At 57.3% G+C, this 16,261-nt stretch carries 20 protein-coding genes; 14 read left to right on the top strand and 6 right to left on the bottom strand.

What is annotated here, in order from left to right; translation table 11 throughout:
- The first annotated feature begins 47 nt into the window (after window positions 1-47).
- Window positions 48-797, top strand: coding sequence for a GNAT family N-acetyltransferase (locus C442_RS05460; RefSeq protein ID WP_008308517.1), 750 nt, complete (start codon window positions 48-50; stop codon window positions 795-797).
- Window positions 798-1,119: 322 nt separating this feature from the next.
- Here the strand turns inward: C442_RS05460 and C442_RS05455 are convergent, their stop codons facing one another.
- The gene (locus C442_RS05455; RefSeq protein ID WP_008308515.1) at window positions 1,120-1,833 is read right to left on the bottom strand and encodes a helix-turn-helix domain-containing protein; all 714 of its coding nucleotides are present in this window, start codon (window positions 1,831-1,833) and stop codon (window positions 1,120-1,122) included.
- A 265-nt stretch (window positions 1,834-2,098) separates the two neighbouring features.
- On the opposite strand from C442_RS05455, the gene C442_RS22840 reads away from it, so the two are divergent.
- Window positions 2,099-2,221 (top strand): hypothetical protein, encoded by a 123-nt coding sequence (locus tag C442_RS22840; protein ID WP_008308514.1) that lies wholly within the window; start codon window positions 2,099-2,101, stop codon window positions 2,219-2,221.
- The gene (locus tag C442_RS05450; protein ID WP_008308503.1) at window positions 2,222-3,445 is read left to right on the top strand and encodes an RNA-guided endonuclease InsQ/TnpB family protein; all 1,224 of its coding nucleotides are present in this window, start codon (window positions 2,222-2,224) and stop codon (window positions 3,443-3,445) included. It abuts the gene before it with no gap.
- Between the two features lie 17 nt (window positions 3,446-3,462).
- Here C442_RS05450 and C442_RS05445 read toward each other — a convergent pair whose 3' ends face one another.
- Together C442_RS05445 and C442_RS05440 are read right to left on the bottom strand one after the other, a co-directional pair.
- Complete coding sequence (locus tag C442_RS05445; protein ID WP_008308502.1) at window positions 3,463-4,101, bottom strand: helix-turn-helix domain-containing protein; 639 nt, start codon at window positions 4,099-4,101, stop codon at window positions 3,463-3,465.
- A gap of 1,560 nt (window positions 4,102-5,661) precedes the next feature.
- On the bottom strand, window positions 5,662-6,024 hold the full coding sequence (locus C442_RS05440) for a DUF5789 family protein (protein WP_008308500.1): 363 nt from the start codon (window positions 6,022-6,024) through the stop codon (window positions 5,662-5,664).
- 280 nt (window positions 6,025-6,304) lie between these two features.
- Here C442_RS05440 and C442_RS05435 point away from each other — a divergent pair, with 280 nt between their 5' ends.
- The 4 genes from C442_RS05435 to C442_RS05420 all read left to right on the top strand — a co-directional run bounded on the left by C442_RS05435 (window position 6,305) and on the right by C442_RS05420 (window position 9,346).
- Entirely contained in the window at window positions 6,305-6,505 is a 201-nt protein-coding gene (locus C442_RS05435) for a hypothetical protein (protein WP_049942856.1), read from the top strand.
- Window positions 6,506-6,857: 352 nt separating this feature from the next.
- Window positions 6,858-7,166, top strand: coding sequence for a DUF7130 family rubredoxin-like protein (locus C442_RS05430; protein ID WP_008308495.1), 309 nt, complete (start codon window positions 6,858-6,860; stop codon window positions 7,164-7,166).
- A 580-nt stretch (window positions 7,167-7,746) separates the two neighbouring features.
- A complete protein-coding gene (locus C442_RS05425) occupies window positions 7,747-8,649 on the top strand; it encodes a diacylglycerol/lipid kinase family protein (protein ID WP_008308494.1) in 903 nt (300 codons plus the stop codon).
- Window positions 8,650-8,698: 49 nt separating this feature from the next.
- A complete protein-coding gene (locus tag C442_RS05420; RefSeq protein ID WP_008308492.1) occupies window positions 8,699-9,346 on the top strand; it encodes a PHP-associated domain-containing protein in 648 nt (215 codons plus the stop codon).
- Between the two features lie 21 nt (window positions 9,347-9,367).
- On the opposite strand, the gene C442_RS05415 is transcribed toward C442_RS05420, so the two are convergent.
- Both C442_RS05415 and C442_RS05410 read right to left on the bottom strand, forming a co-directional pair.
- A complete protein-coding gene (locus tag C442_RS05415) occupies window positions 9,368-10,243 on the bottom strand; it encodes a hypothetical protein (protein ID WP_204366245.1) in 876 nt (291 codons plus the stop codon).
- A 495-nt stretch (window positions 10,244-10,738) separates the two neighbouring features.
- On the bottom strand, window positions 10,739-10,957 hold the full coding sequence (locus tag C442_RS05410; protein ID WP_008308488.1) for a DUF1328 domain-containing protein: 219 nt from the start codon (window positions 10,955-10,957) through the stop codon (window positions 10,739-10,741).
- Between the two features lie 145 nt (window positions 10,958-11,102).
- On the opposite strand from C442_RS05410, the gene C442_RS05405 reads away from it, so the two are divergent.
- Window positions 11,103-11,951, top strand: coding sequence for an alpha/beta fold hydrolase (locus C442_RS05405; RefSeq protein ID WP_008308487.1), 849 nt, complete (start codon window positions 11,103-11,105; stop codon window positions 11,949-11,951).
- A gap of 95 nt (window positions 11,952-12,046) precedes the next feature.
- Here the strand turns inward: C442_RS05405 and C442_RS05400 are convergent, their stop codons facing one another.
- Window positions 12,047-12,592, bottom strand: coding sequence for a metal-dependent hydrolase (locus tag C442_RS05400; protein WP_275039406.1), 546 nt, complete (start codon window positions 12,590-12,592; stop codon window positions 12,047-12,049).
- A 235-nt stretch (window positions 12,593-12,827) separates the two neighbouring features.
- On the opposite strand from C442_RS05400, the gene C442_RS22515 reads away from it, so the two are divergent.
- The 6 genes from C442_RS22515 to C442_RS05380 all read left to right on the top strand — a co-directional run bounded on the left by C442_RS22515 (window position 12,828) and on the right by C442_RS05380 (window position 15,778).
- Window positions 12,828-13,205: a glutamate--cysteine ligase family protein gene (locus C442_RS22515; RefSeq protein WP_204366244.1), complete on the top strand. Its 378-nt coding sequence runs from the start codon at window positions 12,828-12,830 to the stop codon at window positions 13,203-13,205.
- Window positions 13,202-13,897 carry a hypothetical protein gene (locus tag C442_RS05395; RefSeq protein ID WP_204366243.1) on the top strand — a complete coding sequence of 232 codons (696 nt, stop codon included), beginning with the start codon at window positions 13,202-13,204 and terminating at the stop codon, window positions 13,895-13,897. Before C442_RS22515 ends, C442_RS05395 begins: the two co-directional genes overlap by 4 nt.
- A 128-nt stretch (window positions 13,898-14,025) precedes the next feature.
- A complete protein-coding gene (locus C442_RS22835; protein WP_275039405.1) occupies window positions 14,026-14,154 on the top strand; it encodes a hypothetical protein in 129 nt (42 codons plus the stop codon).
- 66 nt (window positions 14,155-14,220) lie between these two features.
- Entirely contained in the window at window positions 14,221-14,400 is a 180-nt protein-coding gene (locus tag C442_RS05390) for a hypothetical protein (protein WP_049942846.1), read from the top strand.
- Between the two features lie 204 nt (window positions 14,401-14,604).
- Window positions 14,605-14,790, top strand: coding sequence for a DUF4177 domain-containing protein (locus C442_RS05385; protein WP_008308481.1), 186 nt, complete (start codon window positions 14,605-14,607; stop codon window positions 14,788-14,790).
- Entirely contained in the window at window positions 14,783-15,778 is a 996-nt protein-coding gene (locus C442_RS05380) for a hypothetical protein (protein WP_008308480.1), read from the top strand. The genes C442_RS05385 and C442_RS05380 overlap by 8 nt, the downstream gene beginning before the upstream one ends.
- Window positions 15,779-16,261: the final 483 nt, after the last annotated feature.

Below are 16,261 nucleotides of genomic sequence, written 5' to 3'. Positions count from 1 at the left end.
TACAGATCAGTGCGGTGACTTATTACCGTCCGCCGAGAACAGTGTGTATGGAGATTCGTCCTGCTGACTCCGAAGACCGTCAGCGAGTCGAGACGCTCGCACGGGATTCGTTCCGAACCTCGTACGCACTCAGTCCGCAGCAGATTGAGACGATAGTCGAAAACGAATTCGATGACGAAACGCTGGCTGATCGGCTTGCAGACCCTGACACAACGGTGCTAGTCGCCGAACACGCAGCCGGCGACACCGAGCAAGTGCAGGGGTTCATCGACGTGGCAGGAGGAACTGAGAGAACGATTCGCTGGCTTCACGTCGACCCCGAGGCGCGTGGCGAGGGGATCGCCACCGCGCTGCTGGAGGGTGTCCAAGAGGACGACGACGGGACACCGCTCGTTGCGAGGATTCTCGAAGACGCCGTCGAGGGTGGCGAATTCCTCGAAGACTTCGACCTCGAGAGCGACGACAACGCGCATGTGACGTTCGGTAACGAGGAGTTCGCAGTAGCGGTATTCACTGAGGGAGAGGGGACGGAAGACGCAAACGAGCCCTCAGTTCCAGTCCCTGAGTCTGTCACGGTTGATGGGACCGCCCGTCCCATCGAACGGGACGAGACTGTCCCCGGTCGAGAAGCTCCGTTCTTTTCCACCTATATGGGCGAGGACCGCACAGACCAGTACGGCTACTTCTGCTCGAACTGTGGCAGTACTGACGTATCAGGCGACGGGCTCGACCGTCTCGAATGCAGCGAGTGTGGCAACCTCCATCTCGCCGATGAGTGGGACGACTCGTATCTGTGAGAGATCGCAGATAGACACCTGAGTCCGGGACCGGTGAGCACGGCAGTGGTCTGTCCGACGTGACTGAACCCCTGAATCCTCGGTCTCGAAGCAGGGCCCAGCCGGTGACCACAATGTGTCTCGATACCGCTTTTGGGGAGATGGATGTGGACGCAGCGGTCCACGTCAGTATGGCGGCTCCGCTGTGAATGGCGGTACTCAAGGTTACTTCCCGGCACCGCTGTACTGAGAGGGAATCCACCATGGGGTGACTTCGGAGTTCCAAAGCTGATCGACAGCGGTTATACTGACAGTGAGAGATCGGTACGGCTGGTGCAGTGAATCATTGGTTTACCTTAGATATCGTCTTTGCTGCACATCTGGGGGAGACGGCAGACTCACACTGGTGCGTTCTGTGGTAGAGTTCAGTTGTCACGAGCGCCCCGTGGGCCCGGCGCAACCGCTCGGAAAGGGCCTGGTGTGTGACATCGAACTCCTCTGCGAGCTCAACGAGGGTGACCGTGCGCGGAACGTCGTAGTATCCAGCGTTATACGCCGTCATCACAGTCTCGTACTGGTGCTCCGTCAGGCCCAGTGAGCCATACGTGGGGGATTCGGAGAGACGGTTGATGTGGTCGATAGAAAGGTCAACGCCGCTATCGTCGCCGAACTCGTGAATAGCCGCTATTCGGTCATAGTTCGGCAAAAACAGCTGTAACTGCCAGGACCCGTCGTATCCTGATGCCGACAGAATCGAGACGTTCGCTTCTGTCAGAGTCGACACGAGTGTGCGGATGCGCGGCCCCCACTCGATCCGGAGCAAACACGCCCCACCGCGCTCCGAGAGCAGATCGACCGAACGGACGCTGTCGTCGTGTTCGATGACGCCGATCAGCCGGTCTGCTTCGTTGTGGTCGGCCCACAGAAACGGCATGACGCGGCCAGGTCCGTCTGCCACGAGGCTGACTGTGCGAAACTCCGCGCTCGGTTCTCGGACGAACGTCTGCCCGAGAGCGAACTGGTTTGCAGGGACAGTCGCTTCGACGATAGTGCTCATTATGAATTAGTTCATTCTGGCAGCGGATACATCTCCGGTCTATATGTGTAGGCCGTCGTGCCTGTCGACTTCGGGCCTCTTGTGGTTCTTGGTGCCGTTCATTTTTACCTGAATTGAGGCGCTAAGGCCCCTTCCTCAACGAACAAGCGAAGCGGTTGAGTAGGGAGGGGATACAGCGCCGCACGGTTCTCAAACACGTTCGTCGCTTGGCCCACAGGCCCACGCAATCGCAACCATTTAGTACGTGTTTTGCATAACTTATGGTGTGGCAACGCGCAAGACCATCTCTATCCGCGACGACCAAGAGGATTGGATTCAGGAGAATCACCTGAGTCTGTCCTCGTTCGTCCAAGAGAAACTTGACGAACTCATCGAAGAACGCTCGTAGATGAACTACAACTACAGGTATCGACTTCGACCGTCCGACGCTCTCGAAGAACAGTTAGCGTGGACTGTCGATACCTGTAGACAGGTCTACAACCACTTCCTCCACCGACTCAACCGAACCGACGACACTTCGGCATACAGCGAACAGAAACTCCTTCCGAATCTTAAGAAGTGGTGGAACGACCTGAAAAGCGTTCACTCGAAGGTCCTTCAGAAAGTCGTTCAGCGGTTGTACGACAACCTCTCAACGCTTCGCGGTCGCAAAGAGAACGGCTACCACGTCGGCACTCTCAACTGGAAGGCTCCGGGCGAGTACCGCAGTTTCACCTATAGTCAATCCGGCTTCAAGCTCAAGAACACGAGCGGTCGGACGCGACTGTGGCTCTCGAAACTCGGAGACATCCCCCTCACCTTCCACCGCGACCTGCCCGACGACGCCGAAATCAAGACTGTCACAGTCAAACGAGAACCAACCGGCAAGTGGTACGCCATCCTCGGCGTCGAATCCCCGGACGACCCGCCTGCGAAGCCCGAGAATCCCGAGCAGTGCGTCGGCATCGACGTAGGAATTCTCAAGTACGCCCACGATACCGACGGAACCGCCGTGGGATCTCTCGACCTGTCCGACGAACGTGAACGGTTAGAACGTGCCCAACGCGACCTCTCGCGGAAGGAACACGGCTCGAACAACTGGGAGAGACAGCGCCGTGTCGTGGCCGAACACCACGCCGACCTCAAGCACAAGCGCCGTGACTTCCTCCACAAACTGTCGAATCACTACGCCCGCGAATACGATTTCGTGGCTGTAGAGGACTTGGACGCGAAGGGCTTGGTCGAACTACCGGGTAACTCCCAGGACCGAGCAGGCGCGGCGTGGGGAACATTCCTACGGATGCTCGAATACAAGTGTGAACGCGAAGGAACGCACTTCGTCGCTGTGAATCCGCGCGGAACAACGAAGGGGTGTGCCTCCTGCGGCGTTTCGACGGAGAAGCCGTTGTGGGTGCGCGAGCATTCGTGTCCGGCGTGTGGGTTTGAGGCAGATAGAGATGCGAACGCGGCGTGGAATATTCTTTCTCGCGGCATCAAGAAGCGGTTAGGAGCGGGACGCTCCGAATTAACGCCTGTGGAGACTGCGCTCCCTGTGGATACGCCTGTATCTGCAAAGTGCGTCATAGAAGCAGGAAGCCCCACCCTCAAGCGCGAGCCGTCAGGCGAGCGGTAGGGTGGGGTAGTTCACTGTCACGGCATGACGACTGACTCGATGAGGGCTCGGTGCCCACGACGAGATCGTTCCGAGAGGGCCTGATGTGAGACCCCGAGTTCCGATGCCAGCTCCTGTAGATTCGTTCGGCGAGGGACCTCGTAGTAGCCCTCGTCGACTGCGGCTTTGAGTATCGAAAACTGTCCGTCAGTGAGCTGGGACCCCTCTATCGACGGCGCGTCTTTCAGCGCAGTTATCCGTTCGATGTCGATATCGTATTCCTCGAACGCGTCACATGTCGAGGAAACCGCGTCTCGTTCCGGAAACAGGATACGGAACGTCCACCCCTCAGTACTCCCGCGAGCACTGACGACAGTCCCGTGCTCTCCTACCAGTACACGGGTGAGAAACCGGACCTGATCCGTCCAGTCCATTCGGAGTAACGTGTTTTGATCCTGGCTGGTGATGACCTGTGCGCTCCGCACCGTCTCGTCTTCGGTAATCGCCGTACCTACGGAATCAGTGTCTGCGTTCGTCGCCCGGAGCAGGGGAACAACCCGGTCAGTTCCGTATGTAGCAAACCTGACAGCGTCGAACTCCACTTCGGGCACAGCCTGGAACGTTCCGGACAGTGCGAACTGCTCGGTCGGAATGCCGGCTCGCATCATCGTGGCCATATGATATGTGGGTATCGCTCTCCGCACTCAATAGTACAAGGTACCAAAGCTGTGGGTGCCTGGGCTTGGCCAGCGAAATCCGGGGTTACTAGCTCTCTCACCGGCTGCTCTGTCCCTGCTATGGAAGGGCTGTCACAACTCCGTGTTCCCTTTGTCATCACGCATGGCAACTCAGATCTCACGGTTCCAGCCGTAGGTTACGTTCTAGTTACCTATCCCGGAAAACCGTTTATCGTTGCCTTGGAGCCCACCGCTGCTAGAGTCTCATTCTTTGTAGCAAAATAGGCTGAACTCCATCGAAGTGCGGACGGTCGCGAGCCTTGCGACGCTTTGGTCCGTTCTCAGGCGCTAGACCACTGATTGTTGCCGGGGACTCATGCCGAGAGAGCGAGTCGATTCAGTTCTGCGGAGTGGGTGGTATGGGTAATCAACACAGACTCTGTGATAAAATTTAGCATTTATTTTCATAACAGGTGTACTATTGTTAAGCCCACCCATCTCAGGCTGCGTTCGCTTCGGATACTGTTTCGGCTGAACGTTTTCAACTGATATATAACATACTCTGAGATAGGTAAATATGATAATCTCACACGTCAAATCAGCAAATTAATTCGTTAATAAGCGGGACTATCAATCATATACGTTGCCAGGGCTGCACGAATTAGCGACCCTGTAAGGGACGGATGTCCCGTTCACACAACGTCGACGCAGTTACCATCGCTTGAAACCCTTCAAACACCGATGGCACCAGATAGAATTCCGAGGGGCCAACGAGTGCTGATACTCGATTCGTTGTATCCATAGATTGGGTCTGTTGTCATTGTAGTCGTTCACATTTTGACTGATATGCCTAGCATGGTGTCGAGGCTCAGTGGTATGCCCATCGTGGACACGTATCGCCGCGTGTCGGGGGCGTGGCGAGAGTACGCTTTTAGAACTGTTTCAGCTATCTGGAAAGGTCCGCTCTCGAAATCCTCCACTTGAGAGACACAATATAGGTTGTACCGATCGCTCAGTAGGTGTTCCTACTGACCGAAACGGGCGACTAATCATATTAGTCACTACTGTTTGGGTGATATGGCGATTCAAACGACAGTCGGGTGGTCACTCATCACTTCCGGTATGGTAACGCTCCTGCTTGCGTATCTTCCGTACCCGTCGGTTTATTGGGGCATCGGTCTCCTTATCCTCGGTCTCTTCATCTTCGTTACTCGACGGCTCTACTGACCTCAGCAGCGCTCAGGTGGTGCCCTGTCGTGACTGAAGCTGGGGCGAGATACAGCAGTTGCTGAGAAACGCAACAGAGCCCGAAAAGGTTCGCTTGGCCCAGACAGTGTTCAGGTCAGTCGCTACGCAACGGACGCGGCTACGTTCTGTGGAACAGAGCGAGGTGGCGGAGTCCCGCATGAGTTTCCAACCCGCCGGCAAGTACCCCTGAGAGCATCCCGAGTGTACTGATGAACGTTGTAGTTCGAATGCGGTCGATCATACTGACGGTCGGATCTTCGAGACTGGGCCAGTCGGCCAGTAACTATGGGGAAAGACGATGGATTCGATGTCTCAGAGGGATTGTTCGTCCTGGTTTTCCCCCTCGTCGCCCTGATCCCTGTTCGACCCGCCACGGTCCGAATATTCCTCCCGTCCGATCGCTTCGGAACCGATCATGTTGAGTACGGCCTGGTGAACCGCGTCCGCTGAGTCGTACTCGTGACTATCAGTCTCTATCTCTTGGCCCCCGAGTATCGACTGTAACGTCTGGGAACCACGATTCGTTTCTATTTCGGCGTCTCCGTACTTCGAAAGTAGCATCTCCCGCTCGATTGGATACGTTTCAGACGCCAGTTCGTCGCCGAGGCTGCCGAAGTCGACGCCCAACTCCCGCGAGTCGGCTGTCTCCTCACTGCTGGACTGGTCGTTTGCCATACACTCCCTTCAGCGACCAGCCGGATAGGTGTTGTGGATTTTACAATTTCTGGCAAAATCACGGGCAGAGTAGTCCTGTAGACATCTCAGGGTTGGGAGCCGTGTTCCACCGGTTTACACGACAAGCGGAAGCCGTCGCTATCGCTGTGGCATCTGCTCCGACCTCTTGTCGCGGCCGTGCTGTTCAGCGAGGAGGGCGAACGCGTAACCGAGTAATCTACCCGGACTCCTAATTTAATAGGGCGAGTTTACTTGTGTGACGGCCGTGTTGTTCGAGGCGATGGTACAGACAGCAAAAGCGTCGGATACGCTTTCACGGATCGGAATCGTTTCCACACTGGTCGATGCCGCGGTCGCGTTCTCCCGCGGCCGGTCGAAAAGTGGACTCCTGCTGATCGCCTCGGCGGCGCTCTCCCAGCGTGTCCCGGGTATCGGGGTGGCCGTCTCGATACTGCTTCGACTCGGTCGTCGCCTGCGTTGAGTCGGCATTCCCCGTAGCCTTGCCGACGCTACGCCTCGGGATACAACGAGCGCGTCTTGTACGCAGTAGCACTCGTAGCCGAAGCAAGACGGTTTTTACGCCCGTTGTTTGCTAGGATAGAGTGTATGTAGCGGTTCATCTATGCGGTACGCAGTGATCGAGAGTACGCGGTCGGAGCGGATCACACACTTCTGTCGGGAGCATCAACCGGGGCCGGTCGGCACTGCCTCCGTTTACTATCCTCTCCGTCTCTCCTTCGAGCTTGCGACGTGTCTTGCCGGCCAGTGACCTGTTTTCGGTCTGCGTGGCGGCAGTCGACAGTTTGATATGTTGGACGGGTAACTAGTTGACAATGAGCGACAACCTAGCGACCACCGACGAGTCTATCGAGCCGGGCGAACCCGTTTACACGAAAGCCGGACAACTAGTGGGCCGCGTCAGTGGCTTCACAGACGATGGATTCGAAGTCGAAACAGTCGAAACGGGGGCCAGTGACGGTGTCGATCAGGAGGAGATCCCCGGGCAAGAGTTCGGCGAGGGGTATCTGATGTGGCAGTGCGAGGAGTGCGGAGAGATGGGCGAACTCGAAGACAGCTTTCCGTCCGCGTGCCCGAGCTGTGATGCCCCCAGAGAAGCGCTTTCGGAAGTCCGCGAAGACTGATCGAGCGTCGTTTGCCTGGCATCGGGTGGACTGCTGGGCTGGACTGATACTGTTGGCTGTAACTATTTTAAGATATTCGCCACCTCGGGTGGCGAAATTCTTCACAGACTTACAGCCGACAGTATGAGCTACACAGCGGACCGAGTGACGATAGTCGCCGCTGAGAAAACGACTGACTCGTCGCACCACAGTGATGTTGGCACAGGGAAAGGGAGTTGATCAGTGTGTGAGTCGAGACAACTGCCAGGAATCATACAGAGAACCACGATTTCTGTGACGACGAAACGCGTCGCTTCTCACAGCATCGCCGCTGAAGCGGTTCACAGTAGTGCGGCAGTGACCGACCGCTGATGACACGCCCGCGAGCCTGACATAACAGGCCGTGTCGATCAGAACGCCAGTAATATAACATTATTTTGCCCTGAAAGCACCAGCATATCGTCGAGGAGAGATATAGTGTTCCTAACAAAATGCTACAAGAGCATGTCTATGGTATGCAGAGACTCGTAGGAGACAGAAAGCGCCAGGACACTGGCCAGCGGACGCCGCAAAACACCGTTGTGGAAGGAGCAATGTAGGGATGTCCGGAACAGTTCTGATCTATAACCCCCGGAGCGGAAGTGGTGACCACGGTGACGCCGTCCGGGAGCGGGCAGCGGCACACGAGTACGATATCGAAGAGACCGAAGCGGCTGGCGACGCCGTTTCGCTGGCGGAAGCGGCCGCCGAGACGGGGTACGAAACGATTGTCGCCGCTGGGGGTGATGGAACTATCAACGAGGTCATCCGAGGGATCGACCAGGCGGACGCACTGGACAGTGTGACCCTCGGGGTTCTCCCACTCGGCACGGGAAACAACTTCGCACAGCAGTTGGGAATCACTGACATCGATACGGCGTTCGATGTCTTGACCGACGGCGAGCGACGTCGAATCGACCTCGGGCAGGCCAGCGACCGCCCCTTCGTCAACTCCTGTGTCGCGGGACTGACCGCCGAATCCAGCAGCGAGACGTCCCCCGCGATGAAAGACCGACTCGGTGTGCTGGCGTACGTCATCACGGGCCTCCGGTCGATGTCGGACTTCGATTCGCTCCGGCTTACTATCGACCCCGCCGACGATGACCAGTCCGCAGCGTGGGCCGGCGAGGCGATCTGTGTGCTCATCGGCAACGGTCGTCGGTTTACCACAACGGGCGGCGAGCAGGCAGACATGGAGGACGGTCTCCTCGACATCGTGGTGATCAAAGACGTCTCGACGTTGGACCTGATGAGCGACCGGATCACCGAGCGACTCCTGGGCAGTGATTCCGAACACATCATACGGTCGAAGGCGTCGTCGCTCACGATCACGAACCACGACCCCTCCACTGTCAGCTTCAGTTTAGACGGCGAAATAATCAGCCACCGGGAGCTTACAATCGACGTTCGCCCGGATACGTTGTCCGTCGCAGTGGGCGACGGATACGATCCGGATCCGGAATGAACCCGACAGAACAGACTGTCGTGATTATCCACTGTCTGCCAATGGTTTCATGTACACCGTAGATCTCCACACGCACACGCGGTTCTTCCACGGGTTCGAGAGCAGGCCGACAGCCTACGACCCACTCGGGGCCCAACTGGTGCGGCTCGCCAGCCGGTGGCACTCTCTGGACGGTGTGGCCCTGACTAATCACGACTACTCGCCCGGGTACGAAAGTGGGACGACCGAGACGCTGTTCGTTCCCGGTATCGAAATCTCGACGACGGCCGGGCACGTTCTGGTCGTCGGTCCCGACCCGCCTCGACGGACGACACCGGGGACGCTCACCCCAACCGAGGTCGTCTCGCTGGCACACGAACGAGGGTGTGCCGCGATTATCGCCCATCCGTTCCGCCGAAGTGATGTCCGCAAGAGCGGCGCGGAGTTCGATGCCGTCGAAGTGAACGGTAAGCACCCGGGGAACATAGAACGTGTCCGAAAGCTCGCGGACACACTATCGGTTCCCATTGTCGGCGGGAGCGACGCACACTATCCCTTCGAAGTCGGCCGCGCATTCACCCGAATCGAGGCGTCACGGCTCACCCCCGAAACCGTCGTCGAGGCTATTCAGGCGGGTCGAGTAGAGCCGCAACTTCGCAGTACAGCGTTCGACGAGGCTATCCAGACCGCATATCGGTACATACACCGATATCGGTAGGGTGTCAGGACAGCCCGCCGGTCAGGACCGTAATCTAAACGGCCCCGACGTCGAAGCGCGCGAACTCACTGTCGCTACGCGGAGCATATACGATGTCAGGATGATGAACGGCACTAACGCGACTGTGAACGTCAGGGCAACGAACAGAAGCAACGGTGACAGGCCGAAAACCCCGACATCGGGCAGGAGGCCAGCGTCGATAGCCAGTATCGCCCAGATGGTAACGATGATCGATGGAAGGGAGAAAACCAGCAGCGTTCGCGAGAGTTCTGAGATCTCCTTGCCGTAGTACAGCGTTTTGAAGTACTCGCGACCGGTCGCGAACATCTCGAACATTTCCATCAGGTCTGTGAATTCCTCTATCTTGTCGTCGTTCAGTTGGCTCCGGTACGTGGAGGTCATATTGTGCGTACTGTTCATCAACGGCCCGTAATCGGTCTCCAGTCCCAACCACAGGGCATAGAGGTCACCACCGTGGACCTGCTGAACCGCAATCTCCAATTCTTCCGCCGTCGCAGCAACTGAGTCTACGTACGTCGTGATATCTTCGGTGAACTCGTCACCGATATCGTCTTCGAGGTCCTCACTGGCACCTTCAAGCGAGTGTGCGCGCTCTTTGATTACCGTCGCCATCACCTTGAGGAACGAATCCGGATCTTTCGGTGCAGCGTCATTACCAGTGAGACCGCCGATGTCACGCCGGAACTCGATCATGCTTTCGATGCGTTTCTCCTGCGCGCCGATAGAGGTGATATCGTGGGAGAGGACGATAGAATTGATGGAGACGACGATGGACACGAGCAGGATGATCCCGCTGAGAAACGAGTTGAGAATCGTCTGGACGGCCGCAGTCTCGGTGAGGAGCATCTTCATCTCAAAGGTCCAGATCGAACCCATGAACACGATGCTCGCGAACGTCACAGAAAGCAATGCCCCAGTGACCGCGATCCGGTGTCCTTCAAGCAGTATCCACCGGCTGAATTTGAACCCGCGTCGTCCCACCGGGATGGGAAACCAACTTCGCAGCCATCCGAGGCGTTTTAAATCCATCGGGGAACCCCGCACGTCGACGTTGACAGTAACTCATCGCTGTTCGTTGCAACTGCCCACTCCAGCATGGCCCTGTAATACACAAACGGCTCCGTTCGGTCGTCGAACCGGGTATTTACGCCCCGACAGCGAGCGGGACCCCTCGGATCAGCAGCCCTTAAACCACGGCTGTCTTGCTGAAGCGGACGCTGATAGCGCTTCGTCGTGTGCTGTCCTGTCTTGGTCTCGTTTCGGTTCATTCGTTCAGTTGTCCTCTGATAACCATCCAGCGCAAGACTGCTCGTCCGATGATTCGCTATCCGGCTTGATACGGGCTTGGCTCCGGCTATAGCCCGTCTCGGATTAGAATATGAAGGTGAGGACGGCGAGCACCACGAAGATGATGACGAGCCACTTCGCGATATCCATGCTGAGGCCGGCGACGCCGCTCGCCCCCAGTACCCCTGTGATGAGCGCGAGCACGAGGAACAGTATCGCGAGACCAATGAGATCACCGCCAAACTGAAGCACGACGTTCTGTACTGGAATTATACTTTCCGCGGCTAACTGTGCGAGTACCATACTCCACTCTCCGAGACGAGTACATATCATACCAAGGTACTTTCATCTGTATCATCATTTCAGTAAACGACGTAGTGACTTCGCCACTCATGACCGTGACGCTGCAAGACCAAGATTCATTAGTTGGGGGCACTGGTTTTCATCGATGCCAACAATTCAGATCGAAGACGGCTCCCTCTGGTACGAAGAGACGGGGACCGGGCCGCCGCTCATTTGCCTCCACGGGGGCTGGCAGGACCACCGGTCGTGGCAGGCACAGGTCGACTACTTCGCTGACGAGTACAGAGTTATAACCGTCGACCTTCGAGGGCACGGTCGGACCGGCCCGACTGGGTCACGGCGGTACTCTGTCGACCTATTCGCAGATGATCTGGAGAAGCTGGTGGCGACGTTGGACGTGGACCGCCCGGTTTTGGCCGGCATCTCCGCCGGTGGGATGGTCATTCAGACCTATCTCGACCGACACCCGGATAGTGCCCGTGGCGCGGTCATTGGAGGACCGTTGCAGACGCTGCCGCCGATAGAACTTCCTCACGGAATGAAACAGCTGTTTTCACCCCTTCCGCTACTTTCGGGGTCGCTTTCCGCCGTTGGGCCGAAATTGACGTTCAAAACACTGCTGGATTCGATCCGGATGACGAACGGCGGCCACTGGCTCTCGCTCGACGAAACGGTGCGCAAGCAATCGCTGAATGCCGTCGATTCGATTTCTGCAACCGAGTTCCAGAAGATATTCCGAGCGCTCTACGAACGCGTGGCTCCGACGCTCTCACACGTTTCGACGCCGACACTCGTCCTGTACGGCGACCACGAGATACCACTCGTCAAGCGACAGGGTGAGCGAATCGCCCGAACTGTCCAGACGGGGACCGCGCAATCGATACCTGACTCCGGACACCTCGTCAACCAGGACCAGTCGGGCGGGTTCAACGAAGCTTGTTCGGCGTTTTTCGACGGATTGACCAAAGCAGCCGATGACGCGAAGGGCCGTTGACGGCGAGTTGGATCTGCGGGTACCCACTCGGGTATGGCCTCTGAGTTCTGCGGACTATCGTGTACCACCCTACAGGCTGGTTCACCCGCTCAGTCTCAAAACGGACTCAGTCGACGCCGGCGTTCAGGTGGCGTCAGCGCGTACGCCGCGACGACGTGTGCGACCACCATCGCTGCGAAGAAGCCGAAATTGATCCACCAATTGTTGTACCAGACGAGGTCGATACCCCAGGACCCGTCGACGAGAGGCCACAGCGGCTCGATGGGCGTGGAGATATCGGGCGCTGAGAGCATATCGGCGAAAACGTGACTGAGCCCCCCGGCGAAGAACGCGAGAAACGACGACAAAAACACCTGTCTACGGTCGAGTCGCTCGGTTCCGACCCACTCGTCGAGTTGATCGGTGAACACACCCGCCACTATCGCCGCACCGACGACGCTCGCAGACGTGACAAACAGAACCGTGTGCGTTACACCGTGATGATGAACTTGGTTCGGGAAAGCCGCAACGAGCCACAAGTCGATGTCAGGTATCAGTGATGCGACTACGGCGAGAATGACGAACCCGACACTTCGCCTGTCGTTCCACCGGAGCCAGGCCGGCAGCGCGAACAACAGGCCGAACGCGAGATGCCCAGAGATGTCTACGATCGTCTATCCCCCTTGATTGAGCTGATACCACTCATTCTCACCGTACGTTCAATCAGATGCCATTTAATCGGTGCGAAATTAACTGGATTGAGAACGCACGCTACAGTGACCCAAACGCTCTTTCCCTCCGATCTCATTCGGCCAATATGTCAATCCAGTCCGACAGTGACAGCGAGACGACCGAGGAATCCGTCGACGACAAGATCAAACGAGGTGGTGCATAGCCATGTGCGATATCAAAACCGGGGTAGAGCTCGAACTGTGGGTCGTAGACGACAATGGGCGACTGGCCGACGGCTCAGAGATCGTTGCTGCGCACGAACAGATAAAACCGGAGTTCATCGACCCGCTCGTTGAAGTCCAAACAGAACCCCACGAGGACGAGTTTGGATTGCGACGTGACCTGGAGACGACACTCCGGACCGGCGTCCGGGTGGCTGAAAAGCACGACAAACAGCTCGTCCCACTGGGACACCACTCACCTCATCGAATACGCAGGCGAACTGCAAACGGGGGGAGTTGTTCGAGGAGATCTACGGTGACGGGGTACAGAGCGCAAAGAACTGTGCCGGCACACACATTCACTTCCAGAAAGGGAGTGTGATAGACCAGTTGAACCTGCTGACTGCACTCGACCCGGCACTGGCGTTGCTGAACTCTTCCCCGTATTACTGTAGCGAAGCCGGTGATAGTTCCTCGCGAGCACGAGCCTATCGGACGAAGTGCGGGCAAGAGTTCCAGCAGTTCTGCGAGCTCTGGCCCTACGCAGGCAGTCTACAGGAATGGACGGACCGAGTCGATCAGGCGTACAACCACTTCAAGCACTTAGCGAGCAGCCGCGGTGTGAGCGCAGCGAAAGTCGATGAGTTGTTCGAAGCGGAGAATACCGTGCTCAATCCCGTCCGACTCCGGCGGTGCCAGCCGACCGTCGAGTGGCGAGCGCCCGACGCTGCACTGCCAAGCGAAGTGATCCAACTGGCAGTGGATGTCGGGGAGCTGGTTTCACAGACCGGCGAGAAGCCACTCGCTCATGGCCATCACGGTGTGTACTCGGATCGGATCGGAGTACCGGAGTTTCCCTCGCTTCGGGAACTGAGTCAAGAGGCGATCCACTCGGGACTGGAATCGACGGCGGTGGTAACCTACCTGCGGAAGATGGGATTCGACCCGTCGGAGTACGACCCGATCGCACCGGAATTTAGCGGCCCGCCGGTGCTCGGCGAATTGTCAGCACGGAAGATACGCCTCCAGCAGGCCAGCAAACTCCGGCAGGACATCAAAGCAATCGCAGTGTAGGTGAGTTCGGCCTTCGAGTGGCGTGGAGTGTGCGTCCGTTCTGGGTCCCGAGTAACGGACCTCTATATCGGCCAGGCTCACGCAGGGGCCAGCAGATGTGTTTTCCCCTCTGAACTATAACGGTACGTATGGTTTCGGTTTCCGACGGACGTGCGCTCGCGGAACAGATTATCAACGCGGTACTGGGAGGATACTCGACCCGTGTTGTTGGTGTCGACGGGAAAGCCGGACCGTACCTGACACGTCGCGAGGCATAGCTCGACTCGGCTGCGGTCGAAGCCTATCTCCGGGCGCTGAACGAGCGACTTACGAGGAAATCTGCTGTGGAAGGGACCGACGGCGAAGAGTTGGTTCCACAGCCGGAAGGCACTGTCCACCTCGTCGAACAGGCGACGGACGAGGAAGGGGCGAATCGCTGGACGGTCGAACTTAGCTGGACAACGCCGCCTGGTTCGATGCCCTCTCATCCGGAAGACGCCACTGCGTCTTCCGCCGACAACTGAGCGACAATAATGGTGTGTTTCGACACCCGACAATGTCGAGATCCGGACTCGGCGCTACCAGCGATGAGTACGTTCGCTACGGGAGACTCGTAACCGCGACAGACGCCGATGCATGAGTACACTATTCTCGGTCATTACGCGACAGGAACTACCTGTCAACAGAGTAATCAACGTGAAAGCCATTACCATTTCATAGACATCACAATGCACCAGCAATGGGAGTACAAGACGCTCGAACCGCCGAAGGGATTGACCAAGCGAGAGACGGTCGATCCAACAGAGGAACTCAACCGTCTCGGTACAGAGGGCTGGGAACTCGTCGAGACCATCAGCTACGACGGTGGCGGGACGAAACTACTGCTGTTCAAACGTCCAGTCTCACATGAGTGAGTTCTCTACGGGGGATACCTTACGTGAGCGAACGGACATCAACAAGTACTGGTTCTGGTTACTGCTCCAGGCCAACCGATGGCTCCTCGCCGTCGGACTCGCTTTCGTGATCTTCTTCGTATTCATGACTTGGGGCCTGCTGAAACCGGTGTCGCTGCACTCGACGATGGAGTCGAGCGACATGGTCGAGACGCTATTCTCCGGTCTTATCGGGGCTATCATCACGGGAACGACGTTGGTCGTCACGATCAATCAGCTCGTCCTCTCCCAGGAGATCAGCTCGCTTGGGAGCCAGCGCAGTCGGATGGACCTGACGATGGATTTCCGCCAGAATACGGACAGCCTCCTCGGGATGACGACACCCGCCGACCCTGCAGACTACCTCTATGAGCTTATCGAGACAAGCGAACAGCGAGCGAAGACACTGCGAAATACACTCTCCGAAACTGAAAATCAGGAGCTCCACGAACAAGTGGACGAGTACGTCGCCGATCTACTGGAGAACGCCAATCACGCACACAGCCTCCTCGAAGACGCAGATTTTGGCACCTTCGACGTCGTATCGCCCGCACTCGATTACAACTATGACCGGAAGATACACCATGTCCGCCGGCTCGGGATGGAGAACCGAGACTCCCTCACCAACGAGGAGCGAAGCGCGTTCCGAGATCTGCTAGAGGTGCTTACAATGTACGGACCAGTCCGCGAGTACATCAAGAACCTCTACATCCAGTGGGCGCTGGTGAAACTCTCACGAGCGATCCTGTATGCCGCCCTGGTTGCACTCACCACCGCTGGAGGGATGGTCATCTTCGTTGACCCGACAACGTTCCTCGGGACGGTCTTCGGCATCGAGACCGTTCTTTGGGTCGTTAGCGCCGCGTTCGCTATCTCTACGCTGCCATTTCTCCTGTTCATCTCCTTCATCCTCCGGCTCGCGACGCTCGCTAAACAGACGCTTTCGGTGGGACCGCTCATGCTTAGCTGACCGACTCCCGGATGCAATTGTGTATCTCGGTGAGCCGGTGCAAAAACACAGCAACGGGAGCGGTTCCATGACGGCTGAAACTATCGATATCCAGCCAGCATGGTGTCAAAATCGATTACCGAAACGGTTGTCACGATCTGCCCACCAGCGGTGCTTTCCTGTCAACGTCGACGTCCAGTGTTACTCGAAGTTCCAGCACATCAGGGTATCCAACTCATCCGACTGCCTGGCCACTGCACGAAGGACCAGTGCTTCGATCGCCGCGTCCGTCGGTCGCTGGCTGCGAACAGTGACTGTCACGACCTCTACGCACTCGTAGCGATACACTGCCAATTGTTACTATATCCGAAGTACTGAGTTCAACGGCAAGCAGTGTAAGCTTGCTGTGGACGGTCAACCGGTAGTGTTTAGTTTAGAGGGTTGTGTCAGCAAGCGAAATTCTAAAGCCAATTTCCAGCGGTGCTCGGTTCGTCGTGTCACAAA

Origin of the sequence: Haloarcula amylolytica JCM 13557 (assembly GCF_000336615.1) — an archaeon.
GTDB classification, from domain to species: domain Archaea; phylum Halobacteriota; class Halobacteria; order Halobacteriales; family Haloarculaceae; genus Haloarcula; species Haloarcula amylolytica.
Note: the sequence above shows the minus strand (reverse complement) of the source record. Positions and strands in the feature narration are given on the sequence as shown.

Excerpts from the sequence above, each read along its gene's own strand:
- C442_RS05405 (WP_008308487.1), top strand. The coding sequence starts at position 11,103 with ATGCCAACAATTCAGATCGAAGACGGCTCCCTCTGGTACGAAGAGACG.
- C442_RS05420 (WP_008308492.1), top strand. The coding sequence starts at position 8,699 with ATGTACACCGTAGATCTCCACACGCACACGCGGTTCTTCCACGGGTTC.
- C442_RS05435 (WP_049942856.1), top strand. The coding sequence starts at position 6,305 with ATGGTACAGACAGCAAAAGCGTCGGATACGCTTTCACGGATCGGAATC.
- C442_RS05450 (WP_008308503.1), top strand. The coding sequence starts at position 2,222 with ATGAACTACAACTACAGGTATCGACTTCGACCGTCCGACGCTCTCGAA.
- C442_RS05410 (WP_008308488.1), bottom strand. The coding sequence starts at position 10,957 with ATGGTACTCGCACAGTTAGCCGCGGAAAGTATAATTCCAGTACAGAAC.
- C442_RS05460 (WP_008308517.1), top strand. The coding sequence starts at position 48 with ATGGAGATTCGTCCTGCTGACTCCGAAGACCGTCAGCGAGTCGAGACG.
- C442_RS05415 (WP_204366245.1), bottom strand. The coding sequence starts at position 10,243 with ATGGGTTCGATCTGGACCTTTGAGATGAAGATGCTCCTCACCGAGACT.
- C442_RS05455 (WP_008308515.1), bottom strand. The coding sequence starts at position 1,833 with ATGAGCACTATCGTCGAAGCGACTGTCCCTGCAAACCAGTTCGCTCTC.
- C442_RS05430 (WP_008308495.1), top strand. The coding sequence starts at position 6,858 with ATGAGCGACAACCTAGCGACCACCGACGAGTCTATCGAGCCGGGCGAA.
- C442_RS05440 (WP_008308500.1), bottom strand. The coding sequence starts at position 6,024 with ATGGCAAACGACCAGTCCAGCAGTGAGGAGACAGCCGACTCGCGGGAG.
- C442_RS05445 (WP_008308502.1), bottom strand. The coding sequence starts at position 4,101 with ATGGCCACGATGATGCGAGCCGGCATTCCGACCGAGCAGTTCGCACTG.
- C442_RS05385 (WP_008308481.1), top strand. The coding sequence starts at position 14,605 with ATGCACCAGCAATGGGAGTACAAGACGCTCGAACCGCCGAAGGGATTG.
- C442_RS22835 (WP_275039405.1), top strand. The coding sequence starts at position 14,026 with ATGGTTTCGGTTTCCGACGGACGTGCGCTCGCGGAACAGATTATCAAC.
- C442_RS05380 (WP_008308480.1), top strand. The coding sequence starts at position 14,783 with ATGAGTGAGTTCTCTACGGGGGATACCTTACGTGAGCGAACGGACATC.
- C442_RS05425 (WP_008308494.1), top strand. The coding sequence starts at position 7,747 with ATGTCCGGAACAGTTCTGATCTATAACCCCCGGAGCGGAAGTGGTGAC.
- C442_RS22515 (WP_204366244.1), top strand. The coding sequence starts at position 12,828 with ATGTGCGATATCAAAACCGGGGTAGAGCTCGAACTGTGGGTCGTAGAC.